Source organism: Clostridium sp. chh4-2 (genome assembly GCF_002899675.1).
Lineage (GTDB): Bacteria > Bacillota > Clostridia > Lachnospirales > Lachnospiraceae > CHH4-2.
Genome location: NZ_PKUU01000024.1, coordinates 96,615 through 117,524, shown reverse-complemented (window position 1 = coordinate 117,524; position 20,910 = coordinate 96,615). Strand labels below are relative to the sequence as shown.

The window sequence follows — 20,910 nt, the reverse complement described above, 5'->3', positions numbered from 1 at the left end:
CGCCAGCGTTCATCCTGAGCCAGGATCAAACTCTCATGTTAAAGTTTTGATCTTGATTCAAAATTAACGTTAGCTAATTTTAAATCCGGAGAGTGTCTTTCAACTCTCTTTACTGTTTTGTTTGGTTCGTATACATCTCTGTATTTGTTCTGAATTTTCTCATTCAAGGCCATCAAACATGACCTGTTTTATTAGAATTTTCAGGGTTTTACATACTGTTCAATCTTTAATTATCAAGGTTCTTATTGTGTTGCTTTTTCAGAAGCAACTCATTTATTGTATCTCATCTTTATGTTTTTGTCAAGAGTTTTTTTATTTTTTTCAAAATTGTTTTTCGCTCTCGAAAAATTCATATCTGAGGCACGTTTAATAGAATACCAAAGCAGCCGACAAAAGTCAAGCATTTTTTTCATTTTTTTTAAATTCTTTTCAAAACGTGCCAAAAACGGCATTTTATGGGATATTATAAGTGTATTTTCTCCCCATTTCCCCATTTTATACCTGATATGTCATCAAATTATGATGATGGAGGGTAAAATATGTCCGTAAAAATAAAGATGCGGATCTCTGATCCACACCCTTATTTCTCATTTTTATTTCTTATTTACTTTAAATTAAAATTAAAATCAGGACTTTGCCTTTTCTTCCATTCTCATTACTGCTTCTTTCATCTGTCCTTCCCTGTCATTCCCTCCGTAATTGTCCGTATTGGAATGGAGCTCATACCGGTAATTGCATACAGTAGGAGTCGTTTTCACGGATATGGAAAGCAGAATAAGGGGGACAATACAACAAAGCCGTATTATAATAGGATACTTCCACTTTTTCCCCATGCGGTATTTAATTCTTCCTAAACCAAGGATTGCTGCGGATATGACCATAGAGCAGGAGGACAAAACCGCAGATCTGACTGAGAAGATCTGATAACTCCACAGAAAAAGTGCGAATTCCGTTATCAGCAATACCAGAGACATTATCATATCTTCATCCCAGAATACAGGTCTGAGCAAATAATCGTTTCCCTTCTCCAAGGCATTCCCGATCCGCAGGTTCTGAATGTATCTTGCAATCGCTCCGGATAAATTAATGAACATCAAACCGCTTAAAAAGATCAGGCAGTAAATCCATATCCCCATATTTTTCTCTGTCCCGTCTTTCCAAAATCCTAAAAACAGCAGAATAAACCAAAAGGACATAACTCCTGCCGAATACAAAGACTGACGCAGAAGCATTCTTTTTTCTTCCGGGCAGGTTATATCAACCAAATATTGTCTGGCCGCTATCTTATTGCGTTTCAATTCCAGAGGACGGTCTTCATCCCTGTTGTAAAAAATCACAAGATTTTTATAAGTGCATGTGTAAATCCATCCTAGCGCTTCACACTCTTCGATATACTCTAAGAATTCGGGATCACCCTCGTCCTTCTTCGTAAGATCTTTTCTATAAATATCAATGCAAAAATGGCAGGTTCCTTCCAAAACCTCTTCAAATCTTCCAACATCACTCCATTTAGAGAAGCTGCGGATCAAATAACCCTTTTGGGCTTTCTTTTCAAAAAAACGCTCCAGCCCCTGAATGTCCAAGAGGCTGCACGGAATTATATATTTCTGATATCCATTCATATTAGCCTCTCCTTCTGCTGCTTTGGCAGCTGTTTAATCTCCCATCGTCATCTCAATTGGCAGCTCAAATTCCTCATCCAGTAAATAAGACGGATTCCTGAACTGAACCTGTACTGTTTTGTCCCCGTCTTCATAAAATGCATAAAATCCGATCAATTTGCTATAAGGATACTGCTCTCCATTTTCATCAAGATCCGGTATCATGTAACTTATATACGGACTGGCTTCCTCGCTGTGCTTTGAATCCGGCTGGATGCCCGACATCTGTAAAAAACTTCTCTCCGCTGCTTTCATCTCACTTTTCAACGTAAGATAAACAGCCGGTTTACTCACGTCCTCACCGTTAATATTGCCGTAATAAACAGGTTCTTCCATTCTCTTCACTTTGCTGATGGTTATTGTGCTGTCGGCAAACTCTATTTTTTGTCCGGAGTCTGCTTCTCCATCCGGTATCTGAATCTCAATGACATCTGATAATTCCTGTGAAATTATCCTAACCCGCGGGATTTTCAAAGTAAAATCACCAGTTCTCTCTTCTTCAGGCACTTGAAATAAAAGTTTGTCGCCCTGTCTCCCCTTTCCAATACCTGTTATCGAGTAGTGAGATCCGTCCCAGTAATCATTGTGATAGATCCTTTCATATACATTTCCATCTTTCTCCAAAATGCACTGATTGGTATCCGGATAAATTCTCTCATTTTTCTTGGAATATGTATAATACTGCAGCTCCATTCCTTCTTCTTCAGAGCTTCCTACTGCATAAATACCGGCGCTGCTGTGGCTGGTATACCCTTTTAGTTCTTCCAAGGAAGGTATCTGCATGGCCGGTACAAATTCAAATGTCAAGGTTTCTGTAAATCCCGGCATCTTAATCTCGTAAACTCCAGTTGGACTGGAAACTTCAAATACTTTATCTTCCATACAATGCTCTGATACGGTAGTGATGTAGCCTTTTTCCAGATAGTTATCATAATCAGAAGAACTTGTGGATTTTGTAAATGAATAGCCTACTTCCGGTATTCCCTCGCCGTATACGCATTTTGTTCTTTTTTCCTTTGAGGTGTTCCGTCTTTCATTTTCCTCTTTTACCCGCTGTGCAAATGGACTTCTAACCAATATTCCTTTTTCGGAATCAATGGTAATATAAGTGTCATCCCATTGCACAGGTTCTCCCTGCTCCTGCTTTTTCTGATTTTCTTTTTCCGTTTCCAACAAAACCTGAGCCTCCTCTTCCGGTATCTGCACCGCCGAGTAATCCTTGGTCCTAAATTTTGCCAGCATGGTTCCGTTTTGATATACTGCGGATAAAAGTTCGATCTCCGCGTCATCTTCTTTCACAACCGGACGGCTCTGCGGGTCCATCACATAGATGGGAGCATTTCCCTTTTCACAGATACCATAATCCGGTACAAACTGGTATGCTGCGACAGTTTGGATATCTTCTTCCGTCTTTACCGGCGTCTCTTCCGATTGTACGGACGACGGATTGGCGGCAGTCTGGCTGATTGAAACATTGGATTCAGGAATCGCCTGATTCTCAGTTTTTTTATCTGTACATGCGGTCATAAGCAATAAAATCGCTAAACCATAGCTTATTAATTTTTTCTCCATAATCTAACATCTCCTTCCCTATCTTCATGTTATCAGATATATTTGTATTCTGTTTTACTTTTATCTTAATTTTCCTCTTCAATCTTCTATACACATTTTATCCGATTTCCTACTATTATTATAGCAAACTATTGGGGATGGTATTTTAATATTCAATTACATTTTCTTTGCAAAAAAACAGATGTCCGACAGAAAATAATCTGTCGGGCATCTGTTTTTTAATTGTTCTTATGTTCTAAAACTTCCTTCGCCCACTCTGCTGCTAAGGTAAACCAATGAGCCAAATGCGGATCGGCATATCGGTTCTTTTCCACCTGAGTAACCTCCTCTGTCGCCAAGGACAGACCATGGCATCCAAATGGGAATAAATGTACTTCCTGAATTACATGGTTCTCAAGCAGCTTTCTGGAAAACAACAGTGTATTCTCTACCGGAACGGATTCATCCGCTATGGTATGCCATAAAAATGTAGGCGGAGTCTGTTCCGTTACCAGATTTTCCAAAGAATAATCCTGCTGATGAGCCCTGTCTGTTCCGGCCAGGTTGTCAAAACTTCCTCTGTGGGCAAATTCTCCAGCCGTTATCACGGGATAGCAAAGTACCTGAGCTGCCGGGCGGTGAAGTTCCAGATCCGTCCCTTCCAAAAACCACTCAGGACGGTTCCAAACCACTCCCAGATTCCCTGCCAGATGGCCTCCGGCCGAAAATCCGCAGGTTATGACTTTGTCCGGAGAAAAGCCGTACTGTCCGGACATTTTCTTAACCTGAGATACGGCCCAGCTGAGCTGATGCAGCGGTCTTTTTTCAAGAGGAGCTCCTTCACAGGAATATGTGAGTACAAATGCGCAAAACCCTGCCCTGTTCCACGCCTTAGCCACCGGTCTGCCCTCTCTCGGGGAAACAAAACCATATCCTCCTCCGGGGCAGACCACAACTGCCCCCACCGGCTCTTTAACCGGAAAAACATCCATCCCCACAGCGCTGTCACCGGGGTAGCTTATCCATTCGTCCATAGAAAACCTCCAGAATCATTTGATAAAATCGTTATAACCCTACAGATCTGCTGAATAATTGCAAATCTTCAATAATATTTTCAGTATAACTGATTTTACCATGATTTTCCACCCGGTATTTTACTTTTCTTCCCGAATAGAGGCTAATATTTTTATACTCTTTACCGGAGTTCCCGCTTCCTCGTTCTGTCCGTCCTTTTGGTATTCCATCTGTTCTCCCGAAGGGAAGAGAATCATTGTAACAGGCTCTTTTCCACGTTCCTTCACTTTGTCCAAATCCACTTCGGCCAAAAGCTCTCCCTTCCTGATCCTTTGCCCCTGTTCCACATAGGTCTTAAATCCGTCACCATTTAATTCCACGGTATCAATTCCAATATGGATTAGAATCTCCATCCCGCCTTCTGTCCGGATTCCGAATGCGTGTCCGGTAGGATAAGCCACAGTAACCGTTCCGTCCACCGGAGCTTTCACCGTCCCCGACGCCGGATCAATGGCAAATCCGTCTCCCAGCACTTTAGATGAAAACATCTCATCCTTCACTTCCTCCAAAGGTACAAAGCGGCCTGTGACAGGAGCATAAAAATCGGAATGGCCTTCAAAATCATTTTCCTCATCCATTTCTTCTTCCGACACTTCCTGCGGAATTGCAAACAGACAGGTGAGCACAAAGCAGCACGCCACCGTAAATAATGATATGAGAAGATAGAAAAGGAACTGCCTTCCTTCATATATATACATTAGATAGGAAGGAATAACTGCCAAACCATAGGAATTGGACTGGATTCTGAATATGGAGAGCAGAGCCGCTCCCAGTCCTGATGTGGTCAGCATTACAAACAGCGGTTTTAAATTATACCTTAACTGAATGCCGAACAGAACCGGCTCGCTGATTCCAAACAGCTGGGACAGCATGGCGCCGATGCTGGTCGCTTTAATGTTCTGCTTTTTCGTTTTCACCATAAATGCCAGACAGGTTCCCACATTGGCAAACCCATACATGGAACACAGTGTAATAAGCGGATTGAATCCTGTATTAGCCAAAAGGGAAGTCTCAATCATCACGTAAGTGTGATGGAGTCCGGTGATAACGGCTAACGGATACGTAAATCCAATCACAAAACCGCCGATTCCAAACGGCAGATGAATCAGAGATTCGATCACATGAACCAGTTTCAGTTCGAATACATGCATCACCGGCCCGATTCCCAGAAGAACTGCCAAAAGCATTACCAGCATCACTATAAACGGTGTAAAGATCAGATCTAAAACATCGGGCATAACCTTTCTCAGCTTTTTTTCCAGCTTTGCCCCTAAAAATCCGGTCAAAATCGCGGTCAGAACGCTTCCCTGACATCCCACGATGGGAATCACTCCAAATGCCATGATCGCATCCACACCGCTTTTCGGGTCAGCGACCGCATAGGCGTTAGGAAGGCTTGGCGATACCAGCATCAGTCCAATGACCAGACCGATTACAGGAGTTCCTCCAAATACACGAAACGCAGACCAGCATATGATTGCCGGAAGAAATGCAAACGCAGTTTCCGTGAGCACGCTGACTAAAGTCTGCACATATTGGGGAATCATGGCTGAAGACGCTCCAAACAGGCTGAGCACATTATCATTGAATATGCAGCCCTTCAGGCCCAGGAACAGGCCGGTCGCCGCGATAATCGGGATGATCGGCACGAAGATATCGGCCAGTACGCGCATCAGATATTTAATTCCCTTCTGCTGTTCTTTTAAAAGTTCATCCTGTTCCTGTTTTGACAGAGTTTTCAGCCCCATCTGTGATATTTGCTCATAAACCTTATTCACAATTCCGGTCCCTAAGATGATCTGGTATTGGCCGGAAGTGAAAAAGACTCCTTTTACCTGGTTCACCTGCTCCATCGCTTTATCGTCAATCTGATTCCGGTCCTTTACCACAAAACGCAGGCGCGTTGCACAATGCGTTACCGATACAATATTGTCTTTTCCCACAATTTCAAGAATTTTTCTGGCCGTTTCCCGATACTGATTCTCTCCCATAATCTTCTCCTTATTATTTCAGCAGTGCAGCCTGATATGGCTGTAATGTAAGGCGGTCCCCCTGTTTTCCGGCATCATTCCTATTTCCCCAAAAGAGATCCAATCCTTTCTCCGGCAGACAGACATCCGCAGATTCATTTGAAAAATTAAAATAGCAGTAAATCTTTTTGTCCTTGTCTTTTCTCACATATGCGATTACCCGGCCGCAGCTTTCTAACGGCTCAATGTCACCATATACCAGACAGTCTCGGTATTCTTCCCTGTTTCTCAGCTCTATCATTTTCCGGTAAAACTCCAATATGCTGTCCGGATCTCCAATTTGGCTCTTTGCATTAATTTGAGGATAAGTTTCATTCATTCCAAGCCAGGGTTCTGCTGTACTGAACCCGCCAAAATCACTGTCATCCCACGGAAATGGAGTTCTTGCATTATCCCGGCTTCTTAAATTCACGATATTTAAAGCTTCCTGTTCGTCCAGCCCTTCATCTATTGACCGGTAATATTGGTCCAAACTGGAAATGTCATTGAATTCTCCGATACCCTTACGTTTAAAATTCACCATTCCCAATTCCTGTCCCTGATAGATAAACGGCGTTCCTCTCAGGAAAAAATACATGGCTGCCATCATTTTTACCGCATCCGCATTCTGCGCATCCTCTTTCAGATATTTGGATGCTGCCCTTGGCTGGTCATGGTTTTCTATAAAATTGGCTCCCCAGCCGCATTTTTGCAAAGCCATCTGGCTGCACATGATTTTTTCCTTCAGCTCTTTCACGGTCCATGGAATCCGTTTAAACCACTCGCTTCCCGATGCCACATCCAGATCCGCATACCGGAAATCAAAAATCATTGAAAAATATCCCTGTTCTCCAATAAATTCTTCCAGCTCTTCATAAGGCACTCCCGGCGCTTCCGCCACCGTCATGCAGTCATATTTATCAAAGGTACGCTCTTTCAGCTCATGAAGAAATGTTCCGATCCCCGCCTGGTTTCTGGAAGTTTTCGTGCATTTTACCAGACCGTCTGAACCGTCCGGCTCTCTGCTTTCAAATGTGAGATCCTTTTTTATGAATGTAATGGCATCGATCCGGAATCCGGCAATCCCCTTATCCAGCCACCAGTTTACCATCTCATAAAGCTTTTCCCTGACTTCCTCATTTTCCCAATTGAGATCAGGCTGTTTTTTTCCAAATGCGTGAAAATAGTATTCGCTGCGCCCGGGCACCTTTTCCCACACGCTTCCGCCGAAAACAGAACGCCAGTTATTAGGAATCTCCTCGCCCTCTTTAAAAATATAGTAGTCATGAAACCTGCTGTCCGGATCGGCCAGCGCATTTTTAAACCATTCATGTTCATCTGAGGTATGGTTGATTACAAGGTCCAGAATGATCTTAATGCCCTTCTCCGACGCTTTTCCGATCAGCTCTTCCAAATCTTCCATGCTTCCAAATTCCGGCGCCACCTGTCTGTAATCCGCCACGTCATATCCGTTATCATCCATGGGAGACTGATAGATGGGACAGATCCAAATCACCGTAATCCCCAGATATTCCAGATAATCCAGCTTATTTGTAATCCCTTTTATATCGCCAATCCCGTCTCCATTGCTGTCTTTAAAACTCTTCGGGTAAATCTGATAGACCACTTCTTTTTGCCACCAATGTTTTTTCATCATTTCCTCCATCTCCTCACTCTATGTCCTCTTATTCCGTGCACCGTTACTCTATGACGCCTGTTATCACACCTGTCTCTATCAGAGCCTTGTAAATTCCGTCCTTCATGGGTTCCCGGCAGATCAGATCCGCATAGGGAAATAATTCCCGGTCGCCGTTTTCCATGGCGGCTGAGATACCGGTCACCTTCAGCATATCGATATCATTTTTACCATCTCCAAAACTCATGGCGTCTTTCAGCTGTATTCCCAGATGGCAACACAGGGTTTGGACCGCATTTCCTTTTCCGCAGCCTTTCGGGATTAACTCATAATACATGAAATCTTCCCATCTGCCGCTTTGTGCCAGTTGGGCTTTGACTTCTAACAGTTCCTTTAAAAGCTTGCCATTGTCTTCATAGGTCCAAAAACAGATTTTATGAATCCGGTGATCTTCCACGCGGAGGGAATTCAGGTTCTCTTTATAGGTGATTTTCTCTGACCGTTCATCTTTGCCCAGCTTTTGATTTCTGGATTTTAATAAGGAAGCTGCCCGGGCGTTCATGAATACTAAATTTTCCGATTCCATGGTAATGCCATTGTCCTTTTCTTGTCGGAACTGCTCAAGTAATTTCCCAACCAGATCGGACGCAAACGCCTCATCTTTTAAAATGGATGTTCCATATTGAATTCTGCATCCCCCTCCGGTGATATATCCGTCCGCCCCCAATTCCATCACATCCTCTTGGATCGTACCCATGCTCCGTCCTGTGCAGATTACCAGTTTACAGCCATTTATTCTGCATTGGGAAAATGCGGTCTTAACGCTTTTTGGAATACCTTCTGCCTCATCCCTGAGAGTTCCATCGATGTCAAAAAATATGATTTTTGTCATTCATCATTCCCTTTCCGCTCTTGTTATCTGCATCATAGCACATGAAAAAAGAGCTATCAATAAGATAGCCCCACTTAAAACCATTGTACCATTTTCGCACAAAGTTTCACATTATGGATTTTTGTTCACTTGCATAAATCTGATATCGTAAAAATAAAAGTTCAATCAGTATAAAATACGGCGTTACGATTTCATAATCGATCCCATATTCCATAGGGATCTGTATGGAATGAATATAAAGGTTCTCATTGCACAGAGATGCAAGGGAATTATTCTGAATCCTTGTGATGGAAATTGACGGCACCTGTTTCAAACGCAGATATTCGGCTAAAGAAACCGTGCTCTTCTCTTCCCCTGTCAGAGAAATAATTACCACCAAGTCTTCCGGCTTTGCCGATTTTCCTAAAGCGGTGACCATATCGTGGCCATAGACATGGAACATAGGCTTATTAACCGGTAAAAAAATCCGTTTAAACTCACTGGCCACGTGTGACTGTGCAGAACCGCTTCCATAGATCAGAATCCGGTTGGCAGTTCTGATCTTTTCAAAAATCCCGGTAAGGTCTCGTTTATAAAAGTCTTCGATCATCTTATGATAACTGCCGGTTACTTCATCCAGCAGTTTATCCCGGCTGGCCAGCTTTTCTTCATTCTCCAGCCGGATCATCGCTTTCAGTTCCCCAAACCCGGGCAGCATCATCTTCTTTGCAAAACGTACCAGCATGGTTTTAGAGACATGACACTCTTTTGCAAATTCATCGATTGATTTTCTACAGCATTCCCGCTTATGTTCTATAATGTACCGGCAGACATATTTTTCATTTTCACTGAACGTGCGGTAATAGCGGTTCATTAACTCTTCAAATTTCATATTTTACCTCCAATGAATTCCAGATAATTAACGGACAATATATCCAACAGCACATAAAAAGCGGAAACCACTTCATAAGGCTGCGCTTCCATTCCATTCAGCATCTTAGTTCCTGCATATAAATTGCTGCCACACATTCTGGCGATTGTATTGTTGTTCCATCTGGTGATTGAAAGAGTTTGAATCGGAGTATTCTGCACCAGTTTTAAAAGTTCAATTCCTTCTCTGGTCTCTCCCGATAAAGATATGATAATAAATACGTCATTCTCGGTAAAATTCTGCTTTGCAAATTCACATTCCCCATAGTCGAACAGATCCATACAGCATTTTCCAAAATTCAAAAAAATCCTTTTAAACTCTTCTGAAATGGATTTCTGTTCATTTCCCGTTCCATACAGATAGATGTTTTGCGCCTGATAAATCAGTTGACAGATTGGTCCGTAATCCATCTTTTTCAGGTCATCTATCATATTGTGATAATTATCAATAACCTCCCGCCACTCTAAGCCGTCCGCCGCCGATTCGCTTTCTTCATTCGACAGCAGAAATTTAAATTCTGTAAATGATTGAAGACTCAGCTTTTTAATCATGCGGAGCAGGGTGGTTCTTGACACATGGCAAAATCCGGCAAGATCTGTGCTGGAAAGCTGGCTGGCCTTACGTTTGTTCTTTAAAATTAAATTCATGATCTCTCTGTCATTGGGGGTAAGGTTGTCATAATATTGATTTAACAATTCTTCTATTTTCATATGGCCTCCATATCTGTCCTGAAAAACCCACGACATCAAATCAAAGTACGCAGAGTTCCATGATAATCTATATTATTATTATAACTCCACATCGGTCTGCCTTCAAATGAAATTCTGCCACATAATAAAAAATATGAAAGCTGCAGCACAAAAAAACCCTTGAAAAGCAATGCTTTTCAAGGGCTCTCTTTACGCTTGGGCACAAAAATCTATATTAATCTCAATTAAAATTATTCAACGATAGTAGCAACTCTACCTGAACCTACAGTACGTCCACCTTCACGGATAGCGAAACGAAGACCCTGCTCCATAGCTACTGGATGGATCAGTTCAATAGTCATTTCTACGTTATCACCAGGCATGCACATCTCTGTACCAGCTGGTAATTCGCAAACACCAGTTACGTCAGTTGTTCTGAAGTAGAACTGAGGTCTGTAGTTGTTGAAGAAAGGAGTATGACGTCCACCTTCATCTTTTGTTAATACGTAAACCTGTGCTGTAAATTTCTTATGGCATTTTACAGAACCTGGTTTACATAAACACTGTCCTCTTTCGATTTCAGTTCTCTGAACACCACGAAGAAGAGCACCGATGTTATCACCAGCCTGAGCTTCGTCAAGTAATTTACGGAACATTTCGATACCGGTAACTACTACTTTACGTGTTTCTTCATGAATACCAACGATTTCAACTTCGTCAGATACGTGTAATGTACCACGCTCTACTCTACCTGTAGCAACAGTACCACGGCCTGTGATTGAGAAAACGTCCTCAACTGGCATTAAGAAAGGCTGATCTGTAGCACGTACAGGATCTGGAACCCACTCGTCAACAGCTTTCATTAATTCAAGGATCTTGTCGCCCCACTCGCTTGTAGGATCTTCAAGAGCTTTTAAAGCAGAACCCTGGATGATAGGTGTATCATCGCCTGGGAATTCATACTCGTTTAATAATTCTCTGATTTCCATGTCTACTAATTCAAGTAATTCTTCGTCGTCAACCATATCGCATTTGTTCATGAATACTACGATATAAGGAACGCCTACCTGACGTGAAAGCAGGATGTGCTCTCTTGTCTGAGCCATAACACCATCAGTAGCAGCAACAACAAGGATAGCGCCGTCCATCTGAGCAGCACCTGTGATCATGTTCTTTACATAGTCAGCATGTCCTGGGCAGTCAACGTGTGCGTAATGTCTTTTTTCTGTTTCATATTCAACGTGAGCTGTAGAAATAGTGATTCCACGCTCTCTTTCTTCTGGAGCTTTATCGATGTTTTCGAATGCAACAGCTTCACCAGTTCCTAATCTCTCATGAAGAGTTTTTGTGATAGCAGCTGTTAAAGTTGTTTTACCATGGTCTACGTGTCCAATGGTACCGATGTTACAATGCGTTTTGTTTCTTTCAAACTTTGCTTTTGCCATTTTATAACGTCCTCCTTAATTGGGCCTCTTGGGGCTTCCTATTGTTTTAGTATTGCGCTCGGCAGACTATGCCTGTCAAACTATGGCTATCTCTCATTATATGCTATTTATGCACAATTTTCAAGCCTATTATTGCAGCTGAACGGGCAGTTTTTGCACTGCCCCAAAAGCTCATTATCTGCCTTACGGCAATTTATTTGCCTTTGCGTTCAGCAATAATTTTTTCCTGTACGGACTTAGGAACTGGTTCATATTTATCAAAGAACATGGAGTAGTTACCACGTCCCTGTGTCTTAGAACGCAGGTCTGTTGAATATCCGAACATCTCTGACAACGGAACAAATGCTCTTACAAGCTTTCCGCCGCCGATGTCATCCATACCTTCGATACGGCCACGACGGGAGTTGATATCACCGATAACATCACCCATGTAGTCTTCAGGCATAGTAACTTCTACTTTCATGATCGGTTCAAGTAAAATAGCGCCTGCCTTCTGCATAGCTTCTTTGAAAGCTAAGGAACCGGCAATCTTAAATGCCATTTCATTGGAATCGACTTCATGGTAAGAACCATCATATACAGTAGCTTTGATACCAAGTACAGGGAATCCGCCTAAGATACCTGCCTTGGAAGCTTCTTCGATACCTGCGCCGACTGCTGGGATGTATTCCTTAGGAATAGCACCGCCGACAACGCTGGATTCAAATTTGAATACTTCTTCTGCATTGGCATCCATTGGTTCGAAGTGAACCTTACAATGACCGTACTGTCCACGTCCACCGGACTGTTTTGCATACTTGCTGTCAACATCAACTGCTTTTGTAAATGTTTCTTTGTAAGCAACCTGAGGAGCACCAACGTTAGCTTCTACGTTGAATTCACGAAGAAGACGGTCAACGATGATTTCCAGATGAAGCTCACCCATACCAGAGATGATTGTCTGACCTGTTTCCTGATCAGTTTTTGCTCTGAAGGTAGGATCTTCTTCAGCAAGTTTTGCTAAAGCTTCACCCATCTTGCCCTGACCTGCTTTGGTCTTAGGCTCGATTGCGATATCGATAACAGGCTCTGGGAATTCCATGGATTCCAGAATAACCGGATGCTGGTCATCACAGATTGTATCACCGGTAGTTGTGGATTTAAATCCGACAGCTGCTGCGATATCACCTGCATATACTTTGTCTAATTCCTGTCTCTTGTTAGCGTGCATCTGAAGAATACGTCCAACACGTTCTTTCTTATTCTTAGTTGCATTCAGTACATAAGAACCGGAGTTCATAGAACCGGAATACACACGGAAGAATGCTAACTTACCTACGAATGGGTCAGTCATAATCTTAAATGCTAATGCTGAGAAAGGTTCATCATCAGATGAATGTCTTTCAATTTCGTTGCCTTCCAGGTCAACACCCTTAATAGAAGGAATGTCTGTTGGAGAAGGCATGAATTCAAGAACTGCATCCAGAAGCTTCTGAACACCTTTGTTTCTGTAAGCGGTACCGCAGCATACAGGAATTGCTGTACATTCACAGGTTCCTTTTCTAAGAGCTGCTTTCAGCTTTTCAACAGTTGGTTCTTCACCTTCCAGGTATTCCATCATCAGATCATCATCGAGTTCACAGATCTTCTCTACTAATTCTGTATGGTAAAGTTCTGCATCATCCTGCATATCCTCCGGGATATCTGTGATGGTGATATCTTCACCCTTATCATCATTGTAGATATAAGCTTTCATCTCGAATAAATCGATAATGCCCTTAAATTCATCTTCTGCACCGATCGGCAGCTGAAGACAAATTGCGTTCTTGCCTAATCTTGTTTTAATCTGATCTACTGCGCCATAGAAGTTCGCACCTAAGATATCCATCTTGTTGATGAATGCCATACGCGGAACGTTATAGGTATCAGCCTGACGCCATACGTTTTCGGACTGTGGTTCAACACCGCCCTTAGCGCAGAATACGCCGACCGCACCGTCAAGTACACGCAGAGAACGTTCTACTTCTACTGTAAAGTCAACGTGTCCTGGAGTATCAATAATGTTGATACGGTGCTCCAAAGCACCTTTTTTAGGTTTACAGTTTTCCTGTAAAGTCCAATGACAGGTAGTAGCAGCTGAAGTAATTGTGATACCTCTTTCCTGCTCCTGCTCCATCCAGTCCATAGTAGCAGTACCTTCATGGGTATCACCAATTTTATAGTTAACACCAGTGTAATAAAGGATACGCTCTGTTAATGTTGTTTTACCAGCATCGATATGAGCCATGATACCAATATTTCTGGTTCTCTCTAACGGATATTCTCTTCCAGCCAAAGCTTTTTCCTCCTATTAGAATCTGTAATGAGCAAATGCCTTATTAGCCTCTGCCATCTTATGCATGTCTTCTTTCTTCTTAACAGAAGCACCAGTGTTGTTAGCTGCATCCATAAGTTCGTTTGCTAATCTTTCTTCCTGAGTCTTCTCGCCTCTCTTACGAGAGTAAAGTGTGATCCAGCGAAGAGCCAATGCCTGTCTTCTCTCCGGCTTAACTTCGATCGGCACCTGATAGGTAGCTCCACCGATACGTTTAGCCTTAACTTCCAGAACTGGCATAATGTTATTCATTGCTTCCTCAAATACTTCGACCGCGTCTTTACCGGTTTTTTCAGCGATACGGCTGAATGCTCCGTACACGATCTTCTGAGCAACACCCTTTTTACCATCTAACATAATGTTGTTAACCAGTTTTGTAACAACTTTGTTGTTGTAAAGCGGATCTGCTAATACGTCTCTTTTCTGAGTATGTCCTTTACGTGGCACGTTACTTCCCTCCTTAATATTGGCTGTCCGGAGCTTTTTTAGTTCCTTCCAGCTTTGAATTAGATCTTCGGTACTCACGACATTTCACTACGTGTTTCGCGCTCGGTTATCTTAATCTATCTCCTGCAACCACAGGCAATATCAACAATCCGGCACTAGAATTTAATTCAAAATGTGTGATACTAAATCTGAAAGCATTGTTTATACAAACAATTTACAGCGGTTTTCCCTGTCGGCTTTCAATTATTTTTTGTCTTTAGGTCTCTTAGCACCGTATTTAGAACGAGCTTGTTTTCTGTTAGCAACACCTGCTGTATCAAGTGTACCTCTAACGATGTGGTATCTGGTACCTGGTAAGTCTTTAACCCTACCACCACGGATCAGAACTACACTATGCTCCTGAAGGTTGTGACCCTCTCCTGGAATGTAGCTTGTTACTTCGATACCATTGGAAAGACGAACTCTGGCGATCTTTCTAAGAGCTGAGTTAGGTTTTTTAGGTGTAGCAGTCTTAACTGCGGTACAAACACCTCTTTTCTGAGGAGAAGAACTATCTGTGGCACGTTTCTGTAAAGAGTTGTATCCCTTCTGCAGAGCTGGTGCTGTAGACTTCTTAACTGATGTCTGTCTTCCTTTTCTCACTAACTGGTTAAATGTTGGCATTCTTTTCACCTCCTGTGATATTTGTCTGTTGGTTGCTGTAAGTTTCAGCTTTTTGATGATGCCAAAATTGCACACCAAAACATCGCGTATTTTATACACGCCTACTTATTATATCCATATTGCTAATTTGTGTCAAGGTAAATTTTGTTTTTTATTAAATACTTTGTTTTTACTGTTCACAGCTCCAGGAGAGTCTCCAGTCAGGCCCGGGTCCTGCAAACCGCCGGACTCGGGTCTGACTGGAGACTCTCCCGGAACTGTGAACAGTAACTACTATTTAATAACCTTCTTTTCTTCGCTCTTTACGCAGAAGGGCTCTGCGCTCTCCAGCTTCCCATTCAGCTTTTTCGGATTCTGACTCCACAATTAATCTGGGAACCCTGGCCGGAACATTGTCTTTTAAAGCCACGTATACAAGGTAAGCCCTGTTCACACGGCTTCTGATTCCCTCCAGATTTTCCACATAAGTATCCACCCTCACTTCTATAGAAGTATTGCCCACATGAGTAACTTTGGCAACCAGTACCACAATCTGACTGAGCAGAACCGGTTCCACAAACTGCAGATTATCCACTGCCACGGTAGTAACGGACATATTGCAGTGGCGTCTGGCCGCCATCGCTCCCGTCTCATCAATCCATGACATCAGGCTGCCTCCGAACAAACGGCCTGACGAATTCAAATATCTGGCTCTTACAATATACGCCTGTTCTGTCAGTGAATCCGACACCTTTTTTAAACGCTCCTCCATATTTCCTCCATTCCGCTGATCTGCAGACCTGCATACCGTTTTTTCGTCACTGTTTTCTGAAAAAACATCCTTTCCTAATATACGATATTTTTATGAAAAAAGGAAGTGCCTTCCTGAAATCAGGGGCACTTCCTTTTTATCCTATCCTATTTATCCCAAATAATTCCTAATCACCTAAAACATTAACGATCTTTACCGGCGGACGGTAATTCCAATTGGAAATCTTGATGCCGGTTTCATATGTAGAGGCATGTACAATCTGGCCGTTGCCGATATACATAGCCACATGGTTAATTCTGCTTCCGTTTCCATAACAGATTAAATCTCCGGGACGCATCTGATCTGCGCTGATACCAATACCTGATCCGGCTTGTCCGCCTGATGAATGGGGTAAGGAAACGCCTGCGCCGTACTGCATCACATATCTGGTAAATCCGGAACAATCCACTCCGGTATGCGGGTCGGTTCCGCCGTAAGAATAGCGGCCGCCTAAAAACTGAAGGGCATAATCAACTACCTGCTGGCGTTTGCTGCTCTGGTTTGCTGCCAGCGCTTCCACTGCCTGCTTGTCCTCTTCGCTCATGGTTGAAACAGTGGCATTGTCGTCCACCGGAAGGTAACCGTAACGGTCTCCAACCTGAACTTTCAGCCAGCCGTCGCCCATATCTTCTAAAATCTGATACTTCTCACCGATCTGAGCCTGTAATAAAACTTCATCGCTTCCATGCTCTTTGTTAATGTTAACAAGTTTATCAATTGTTGCTATGTATTCTCCGCTGCTTAAAGAAGATTCGTTCGTACTCTGAGCCGCCATAGCGGTATCAGGTGAAATAAATGCCATAGTTCCACAGATAAGCAGTGCTGCAACTGCGCATAAAGCTTTATTTTTCATTACAAAACTCTCCTATTAATTAAGATTATATATCAAGTTATTACGTAATTGTTACATTTATTACGTTTGTATTATACCACATTTTACATAATAGTCAAGTTTTTTGTACAAAACTTCTAAATGGAAATATATTCCAGGCTGTCTTAATTAAATTTTGCACAAATATTTATAAAAAATTAAGAATATTTATCTTTCTTTTAAGAAAAGCCCTTTTTTGAACCGGACATTGTCATATTTCTTTTAAATTCCTCATCTGCACAAAAAATCTCCGCCCTGCAAACAGATAAAACCATTCACAGGGCGGAGACTTTTTTCACTCCAACCGTAATCTATATGATTTATATTTCTTTTAATCTATGGATAAATAATCCGCTTCTCAGTTTTGGTTCAAACCAGGTGGACTTGGGCGGCATCAGAAGTCCGGCATCGGCCACATGCAGCAGTTCCCCTATGGAAACAGGATATACGGCAAAAGCGGCCGCCATATCTTCCGAAACACGGCGCTCCAGTTCCTTCATCCCGCGGATTCCTCCGATAAAGTCAATCCGTTTATCCGTTTTCGGATCCAGAATTCCAAGAATGGGGCATAACAGGTTATCCTGCAAAATAGAAGGGTCCAGACCCGCCACAGGATCGTCCGATAAGATCCCGTTTTTCGCTGTCAGGCAGTACCATTCTCCATCCAGGTACATGCCGAATTTCCCCTTATCCTCCGGCTCATAAGCCTGTGTTCCAACTTTTTCTACCAGGAACGGTTCAGAAATCTTTTCTAAAAACTCTTCCTTTGTTAAGCCGTTCAGATCACGGACCACACGGTTATATGGAAGTATCATCAATTGATCGTCGGGGAATAACACGGTCAAAAAATAATTAAAGGGCTCATTTCCTGTATAATCAGGATTTTCCATCCTGCGCTTTAAACCGACTTTCACGGCGGAAGCCGCTCTGTGATGGCCATCGGCGATATAAGTGCATGGAATCTGACCGAATAAAGCTTCTATCCTGCGGATCATCTCCCCGGAACCGATTTTCCACACCTGATGACGCACTCCGTCGGACGAGGTAAAATCATAGAGTTCCGGCTCAGACATCGCTTGGTCCACAATCCGGCTCAGTTCCGGCACCGCCCGGTAGGCCAAAAATATGGGGCCTGTGTGGGCATCCGTCTCATCTATATGGCGGATACGGTCCAGCTCCTTGCTCTCCCTGGTATTTTCATGTTTTTTAATGACGCCGTTCTGATAATCGTCAATGGAAGAACAGGCCACAATTCCCGCCTGACGGCGCCCGTCCATGGTTAACGCATAGACATAATAAGCTTCTGAACCGTCTTCTACAAAGGTGCCGTCTTCAATCCGGGCATCTAAAAGCTCTTTTGCCTTTGCGTACACCCGGTCATCATAAGTATCCACATCGTCGGAAAACTGGGTTTCCGCCCGGTCAATATTTAAAAAAGACAGCGGATTTCCGGCAACAGCCTGACAGGCTTCCTTACGATTGTAAACATCGTAAGGAAGTGCTGCCACCTGTGCTGCCTTATCCGCTGCCGGCCTGATACATGGAAAAGGTCTTACAACAGCCATCAGCAGATCACCCGTACTCTTAATACGCCTTTAATCGCATTCAGCTTCTGAATTGTGATGGAATCCGGTACATTTTCCAGATCCAGAAGGGTATAAGCATATTTATCACGGCTCTTGTTGGTCATATCGGAAATGTTGATATTGCCTGCTGCCAGGCTTCCTGTAATCTGGCCGATCATGTTTGGAATGTTCATATGGAGCACTGCGATTCTGCTGGTTGACTTGCATACGCCCATATCGCAGTTTGGATAGTTAACGGAATTCTGGATGTTTCCGTTTTCCAGATAATCCATCATCTCTTTTACCGCCATAACGGCACAGTTGTCTTCGGATTCTTCTGTGGAAGCTCCAAGATGAGGAATCACCAATGCGCCTTCCATGTTGGCTGATTTGGGATTTGGGAAATCCGTTACGTATTTTTTCACTTTTTTGGAGGCCAGAGCTTCTGCCATATCGTCATCATTTACCAGCAGATCTCTTGCGAAGTTGAGAATCACAACTCCGTCTTTCATCTCATTTAATACTTCTTTATTGATCATGCCTCTTGTGTTGTCTAAAAGCGGCACGTGAACGGTTATGTAATCGCATTCCTTATAGATCGTGTCTACTGCAGTGATATGCTTAACGGATCTGGACAGCATCCATGCTGCGTTTACGGAGATAAACGGGTCGTATCCGTATACTTCCATGCCTAAAGCTGCGGCCGCATTGGCAACCTCTGCGCCGATGGCGCCAAGGCCGATCACGCCCAGTTTTTTGCCTTTGATTTCTGTTCCTGCAAATGCTTTTTTTCCCTTTTCAACCGCTTTAGCGATATCCGGATCTTCCTTGATGCCGCGGCACCATTCGATTCCGCCCACCACGTCACGGGAAGCCAGAAGCATTCCTGCGATCACAAGTTCCTTAACGCCGTTTGCGTTGGCGCCCGGAGTGTTGAATACCACGATACCCTGATCGGCACAGGAAGCCAGAGGGATGTTGTTAACGCCTGCTCCTGCACGGGCAATGGCCAGCAGGTTATCGGAAAATGTCATGTCATGCATGGCTGCGCTGCGGACCAGCACGCCTTCGGCTTCCTCCATGTTATCGGTCAGAGCATATTCTTCGTTCAGCAGATCTGTGCCATATTTGGAAATGGCATTTAAGCAATGAATTTTTTTCATATCTATCCTCCATATCAGCCGTTTATACGGCAAACAAACTCTATTTCGCGTTTTCCGCCTCAAACTTCTTCATAAATTCAACCAACGCTTCTACACCCTCTATCGGCATCGCGTTATAAATGCTGGCTCTCATTCCGCCCACGGATCTGTGGCCTTTTAAGTTTTCAAAACCGGCCGCTTTGGCTTCTTTGATGAATTTGGAATCCAGCTCGTCGTCGCCTGTAACAAACGGTACGTTCATGAGAGAACGGTCTTCTTTTACAACCGTTCCTTTGAACAGTTTGCTTTCATCCAGGAAATCATACAGGATAGCCGCTTTCTTTTCATTATATTCTTTCATAGCCTGAAGGCCGCCGCGTTTCTTTAACCATTTGAACACTTTTCCGCAGATGTAAATGCCATAAGCAGGAGGTGTGTTGTAGAGTGATTTTGCATCGGCGTGTATCTTGTACTGCATCATGGTTGGTGTGCCCGGAAGAACGCCTTCTGTGATCAGGTCTTCACGGATAATAACGATAACAACGCCTGCAGGTCCGATATTTTTCTGTACGCCGCCGTAAATGAGGCCGTATTTTGTCACGTCAACCGGCTCAGATAAGAAACAGGAGGAAACGTCTGCTACCAGTGTTTTGCCCTTTGTATCCGGCAGAGTTTTGAATTTTGTTCCATAGATGGTGTTGTTTTCGCAGATATAAACGTAGTCTGCATTGTCTGAAATCGGCAGGTCTGAACAGTCCGGAATATAGCTGAATGTCTTATCCGCACTGGACGCTACGGCATGTACCTCTCCATATTTCTGCGCTTCCTGATATGCTTTTTTCGCCCACTGTCCGGTGATCACATAATCAGCCACCTTGTTCTTCATCAGATTCATCGGAATCATGGAGAACTGCAGATGTGCGCCGCCCTGTAAAAATAATACCTTATAATTGTCCGGTATGTTCATAAGCTCTCTTAAATCAGCTTCCGCGTCATTAATAATGGTTTCGAACGCCTTTGACCTGTGGCTCATCTCCATAACCGACATTCCGGTGCCCTGGTAATCCAGCATTTCAGCTGCCGCTTCTTTCAGAACTTCCTCCGGCAGAACCGCTGGTCCTGCTGAAAAGTTATACACTCTACTCATCTTCGTTCCCTCCTATAAAAGATTGTTTTTATATTAACATAATCCAGCACGCTTTCGCGCACTGG

The 20,910-nt window shown here is 43.2% G+C and carries 17 protein-coding genes; all 17 read right to left on the bottom strand.

Annotated features, from left to right (window positions below):
• Positions 1–626 precede the first annotated feature (626 nt).
• The 17 genes from C0033_RS21455 to serC all read right to left on the bottom strand — a co-directional run bounded on the left by C0033_RS21455 (position 627) and on the right by serC (position 20,845).
• Positions 627–1,622, bottom strand: coding sequence for a DUF2812 domain-containing protein (locus tag C0033_RS21455; RefSeq protein ID WP_103229957.1), 996 nt, complete (start codon positions 1,620–1,622; stop codon positions 627–629).
• A 33-nt stretch (positions 1,623–1,655) separates the two neighbouring features.
• Positions 1,656–3,233: a hypothetical protein gene (locus C0033_RS21450; RefSeq protein WP_103229956.1), complete on the bottom strand. Its 1,578-nt coding sequence runs from the start codon at positions 3,231–3,233 to the stop codon at positions 1,656–1,658.
• 218 nt (positions 3,234–3,451) lie between these two features.
• Positions 3,452–4,246, bottom strand: coding sequence for an alpha/beta hydrolase (locus C0033_RS21445; RefSeq protein WP_242984571.1), 795 nt, complete (start codon positions 4,244–4,246; stop codon positions 3,452–3,454).
• A gap of 120 nt (positions 4,247–4,366) precedes the next feature.
• Positions 4,367–6,277 carry a PTS transporter subunit IIBCA gene (locus tag C0033_RS21440; RefSeq protein ID WP_103229955.1) on the bottom strand — a complete coding sequence of 637 codons (1,911 nt, stop codon included), beginning with the start codon at positions 6,275–6,277 and terminating at the stop codon, positions 4,367–4,369.
• A 13-nt stretch (positions 6,278–6,290) separates the two neighbouring features.
• Complete coding sequence (locus C0033_RS21435) at positions 6,291–7,952, bottom strand: alpha-glucosidase (RefSeq protein WP_347501206.1); 1,662 nt, start codon at positions 7,950–7,952, stop codon at positions 6,291–6,293.
• A 43-nt stretch (positions 7,953–7,995) separates the two neighbouring features.
• Entirely contained in the window at positions 7,996–8,823 is an 828-nt protein-coding gene (locus tag C0033_RS21430) for a Cof-type HAD-IIB family hydrolase (protein WP_103229954.1), read from the bottom strand.
• A gap of 106 nt (positions 8,824–8,929) precedes the next feature.
• Positions 8,930–9,694, bottom strand: coding sequence for a MurR/RpiR family transcriptional regulator (locus C0033_RS21425; protein WP_103229953.1), 765 nt, complete (start codon positions 9,692–9,694; stop codon positions 8,930–8,932).
• Positions 9,691–10,443, bottom strand: a complete 753-nt coding sequence (locus C0033_RS21420; protein WP_103229952.1) for a MurR/RpiR family transcriptional regulator — start codon at positions 10,441–10,443, stop codon at positions 9,691–9,693. The genes C0033_RS21425 and C0033_RS21420 overlap by 4 nt, the downstream gene beginning before the upstream one ends.
• Before the next feature lie 230 nt (positions 10,444–10,673).
• The gene (gene tuf / locus C0033_RS21415; protein ID WP_103229951.1) at positions 10,674–11,867 is read right to left on the bottom strand and encodes an elongation factor Tu; all 1,194 of its coding nucleotides are present in this window, start codon (positions 11,865–11,867) and stop codon (positions 10,674–10,676) included.
• 193 nt (positions 11,868–12,060) lie between these two features.
• Positions 12,061–14,181 carry an elongation factor G gene (fusA, locus tag C0033_RS21410; protein ID WP_103229950.1) on the bottom strand — a complete coding sequence of 707 codons (2,121 nt, stop codon included), beginning with the start codon at positions 14,179–14,181 and terminating at the stop codon, positions 12,061–12,063.
• A gap of 15 nt (positions 14,182–14,196) precedes the next feature.
• Positions 14,197–14,667, bottom strand: a complete 471-nt coding sequence (gene rpsG / locus C0033_RS21405) for a 30S ribosomal protein S7 (RefSeq protein WP_103229949.1) — start codon at positions 14,665–14,667, stop codon at positions 14,197–14,199.
• Positions 14,668–14,910: 243 nt separating this feature from the next.
• A complete protein-coding gene (rpsL, locus tag C0033_RS21400) occupies positions 14,911–15,330 on the bottom strand; it encodes a 30S ribosomal protein S12 (RefSeq protein WP_103229948.1) in 420 nt (139 codons plus the stop codon).
• Between the two features lie 277 nt (positions 15,331–15,607).
• A complete protein-coding gene (locus C0033_RS21395; RefSeq protein WP_103229947.1) occupies positions 15,608–16,081 on the bottom strand; it encodes a hotdog domain-containing protein in 474 nt (157 codons plus the stop codon).
• Positions 16,082–16,247: 166 nt separating this feature from the next.
• On the bottom strand, positions 16,248–16,973 hold the full coding sequence (locus C0033_RS21390; protein WP_180994844.1) for an NlpC/P60 family protein: 726 nt from the start codon (positions 16,971–16,973) through the stop codon (positions 16,248–16,250).
• A 338-nt stretch (positions 16,974–17,311) separates the two neighbouring features.
• Positions 17,312–18,556: a DUF1015 family protein gene (locus C0033_RS21385; protein WP_103229946.1), complete on the bottom strand. Its 1,245-nt coding sequence runs from the start codon at positions 18,554–18,556 to the stop codon at positions 17,312–17,314.
• Positions 18,556–19,719, bottom strand: coding sequence for a phosphoglycerate dehydrogenase (locus C0033_RS21380; RefSeq protein WP_103229945.1), 1,164 nt, complete (start codon positions 19,717–19,719; stop codon positions 18,556–18,558). The genes C0033_RS21385 and C0033_RS21380 overlap by 1 nt, the downstream gene beginning before the upstream one ends.
• A 40-nt stretch (positions 19,720–19,759) precedes the next feature.
• Entirely contained in the window at positions 19,760–20,845 is a 1,086-nt protein-coding gene (gene serC / locus C0033_RS21375) for a 3-phosphoserine/phosphohydroxythreonine transaminase (RefSeq protein ID WP_103229944.1), read from the bottom strand.
• Positions 20,846–20,910 lie beyond the last annotated feature (65 nt).

Coding starts and splice junctions, on each gene's coding strand:
- C0033_RS21455 (WP_103229957.1), bottom strand. CDS start 1,622: ATGAATGGATATCAGAAATATATAATTCCGTGCAGCCTCTTGGACATT.
- C0033_RS21450 (WP_103229956.1), bottom strand. CDS start 3,233: ATGGAGAAAAAATTAATAAGCTATGGTTTAGCGATTTTATTGCTTATG.
- C0033_RS21445 (WP_242984571.1), bottom strand. CDS start 4,246: ATGGACGAATGGATAAGCTACCCCGGTGACAGCGCTGTGGGGATGGAT.
- C0033_RS21440 (WP_103229955.1), bottom strand. CDS start 6,277: ATGGGAGAGAATCAGTATCGGGAAACGGCCAGAAAAATTCTTGAAATT.
- C0033_RS21435 (WP_347501206.1), bottom strand. CDS start 7,952: ATGATGAAAAAACATTGGTGGCAAAAAGAAGTGGTCTATCAGATTTAC.
- C0033_RS21430 (WP_103229954.1), bottom strand. CDS start 8,823: ATGACAAAAATCATATTTTTTGACATCGATGGAACTCTCAGGGATGAG.
- C0033_RS21425 (WP_103229953.1), bottom strand. CDS start 9,694: ATGAAATTTGAAGAGTTAATGAACCGCTATTACCGCACGTTCAGTGAA.
- C0033_RS21420 (WP_103229952.1), bottom strand. CDS start 10,443: ATGAAAATAGAAGAATTGTTAAATCAATATTATGACAACCTTACCCCC.
- tuf (WP_103229951.1), bottom strand. CDS start 11,867: ATGGCAAAAGCAAAGTTTGAAAGAAACAAAACGCATTGTAACATCGGT.
- rpsL (WP_103229948.1), bottom strand. CDS start 15,330: ATGCCAACATTTAACCAGTTAGTGAGAAAAGGAAGACAGACATCAGTT.
- C0033_RS21395 (WP_103229947.1), bottom strand. CDS start 16,081: ATGGAGGAGCGTTTAAAAAAGGTGTCGGATTCACTGACAGAACAGGCG.
- C0033_RS21390 (WP_180994844.1), bottom strand. CDS start 16,973: ATGAAAAATAAAGCTTTATGCGCAGTTGCAGCACTGCTTATCTGTGGA.
- C0033_RS21385 (WP_103229946.1), bottom strand. CDS start 18,556: ATGGCTGTTGTAAGACCTTTTCCATGTATCAGGCCGGCAGCGGATAAG.
- C0033_RS21380 (WP_103229945.1), bottom strand. CDS start 19,719: ATGAAAAAAATTCATTGCTTAAATGCCATTTCCAAATATGGCACAGAT.
- serC (WP_103229944.1), bottom strand. CDS start 20,845: ATGAGTAGAGTGTATAACTTTTCAGCAGGACCAGCGGTTCTGCCGGAG.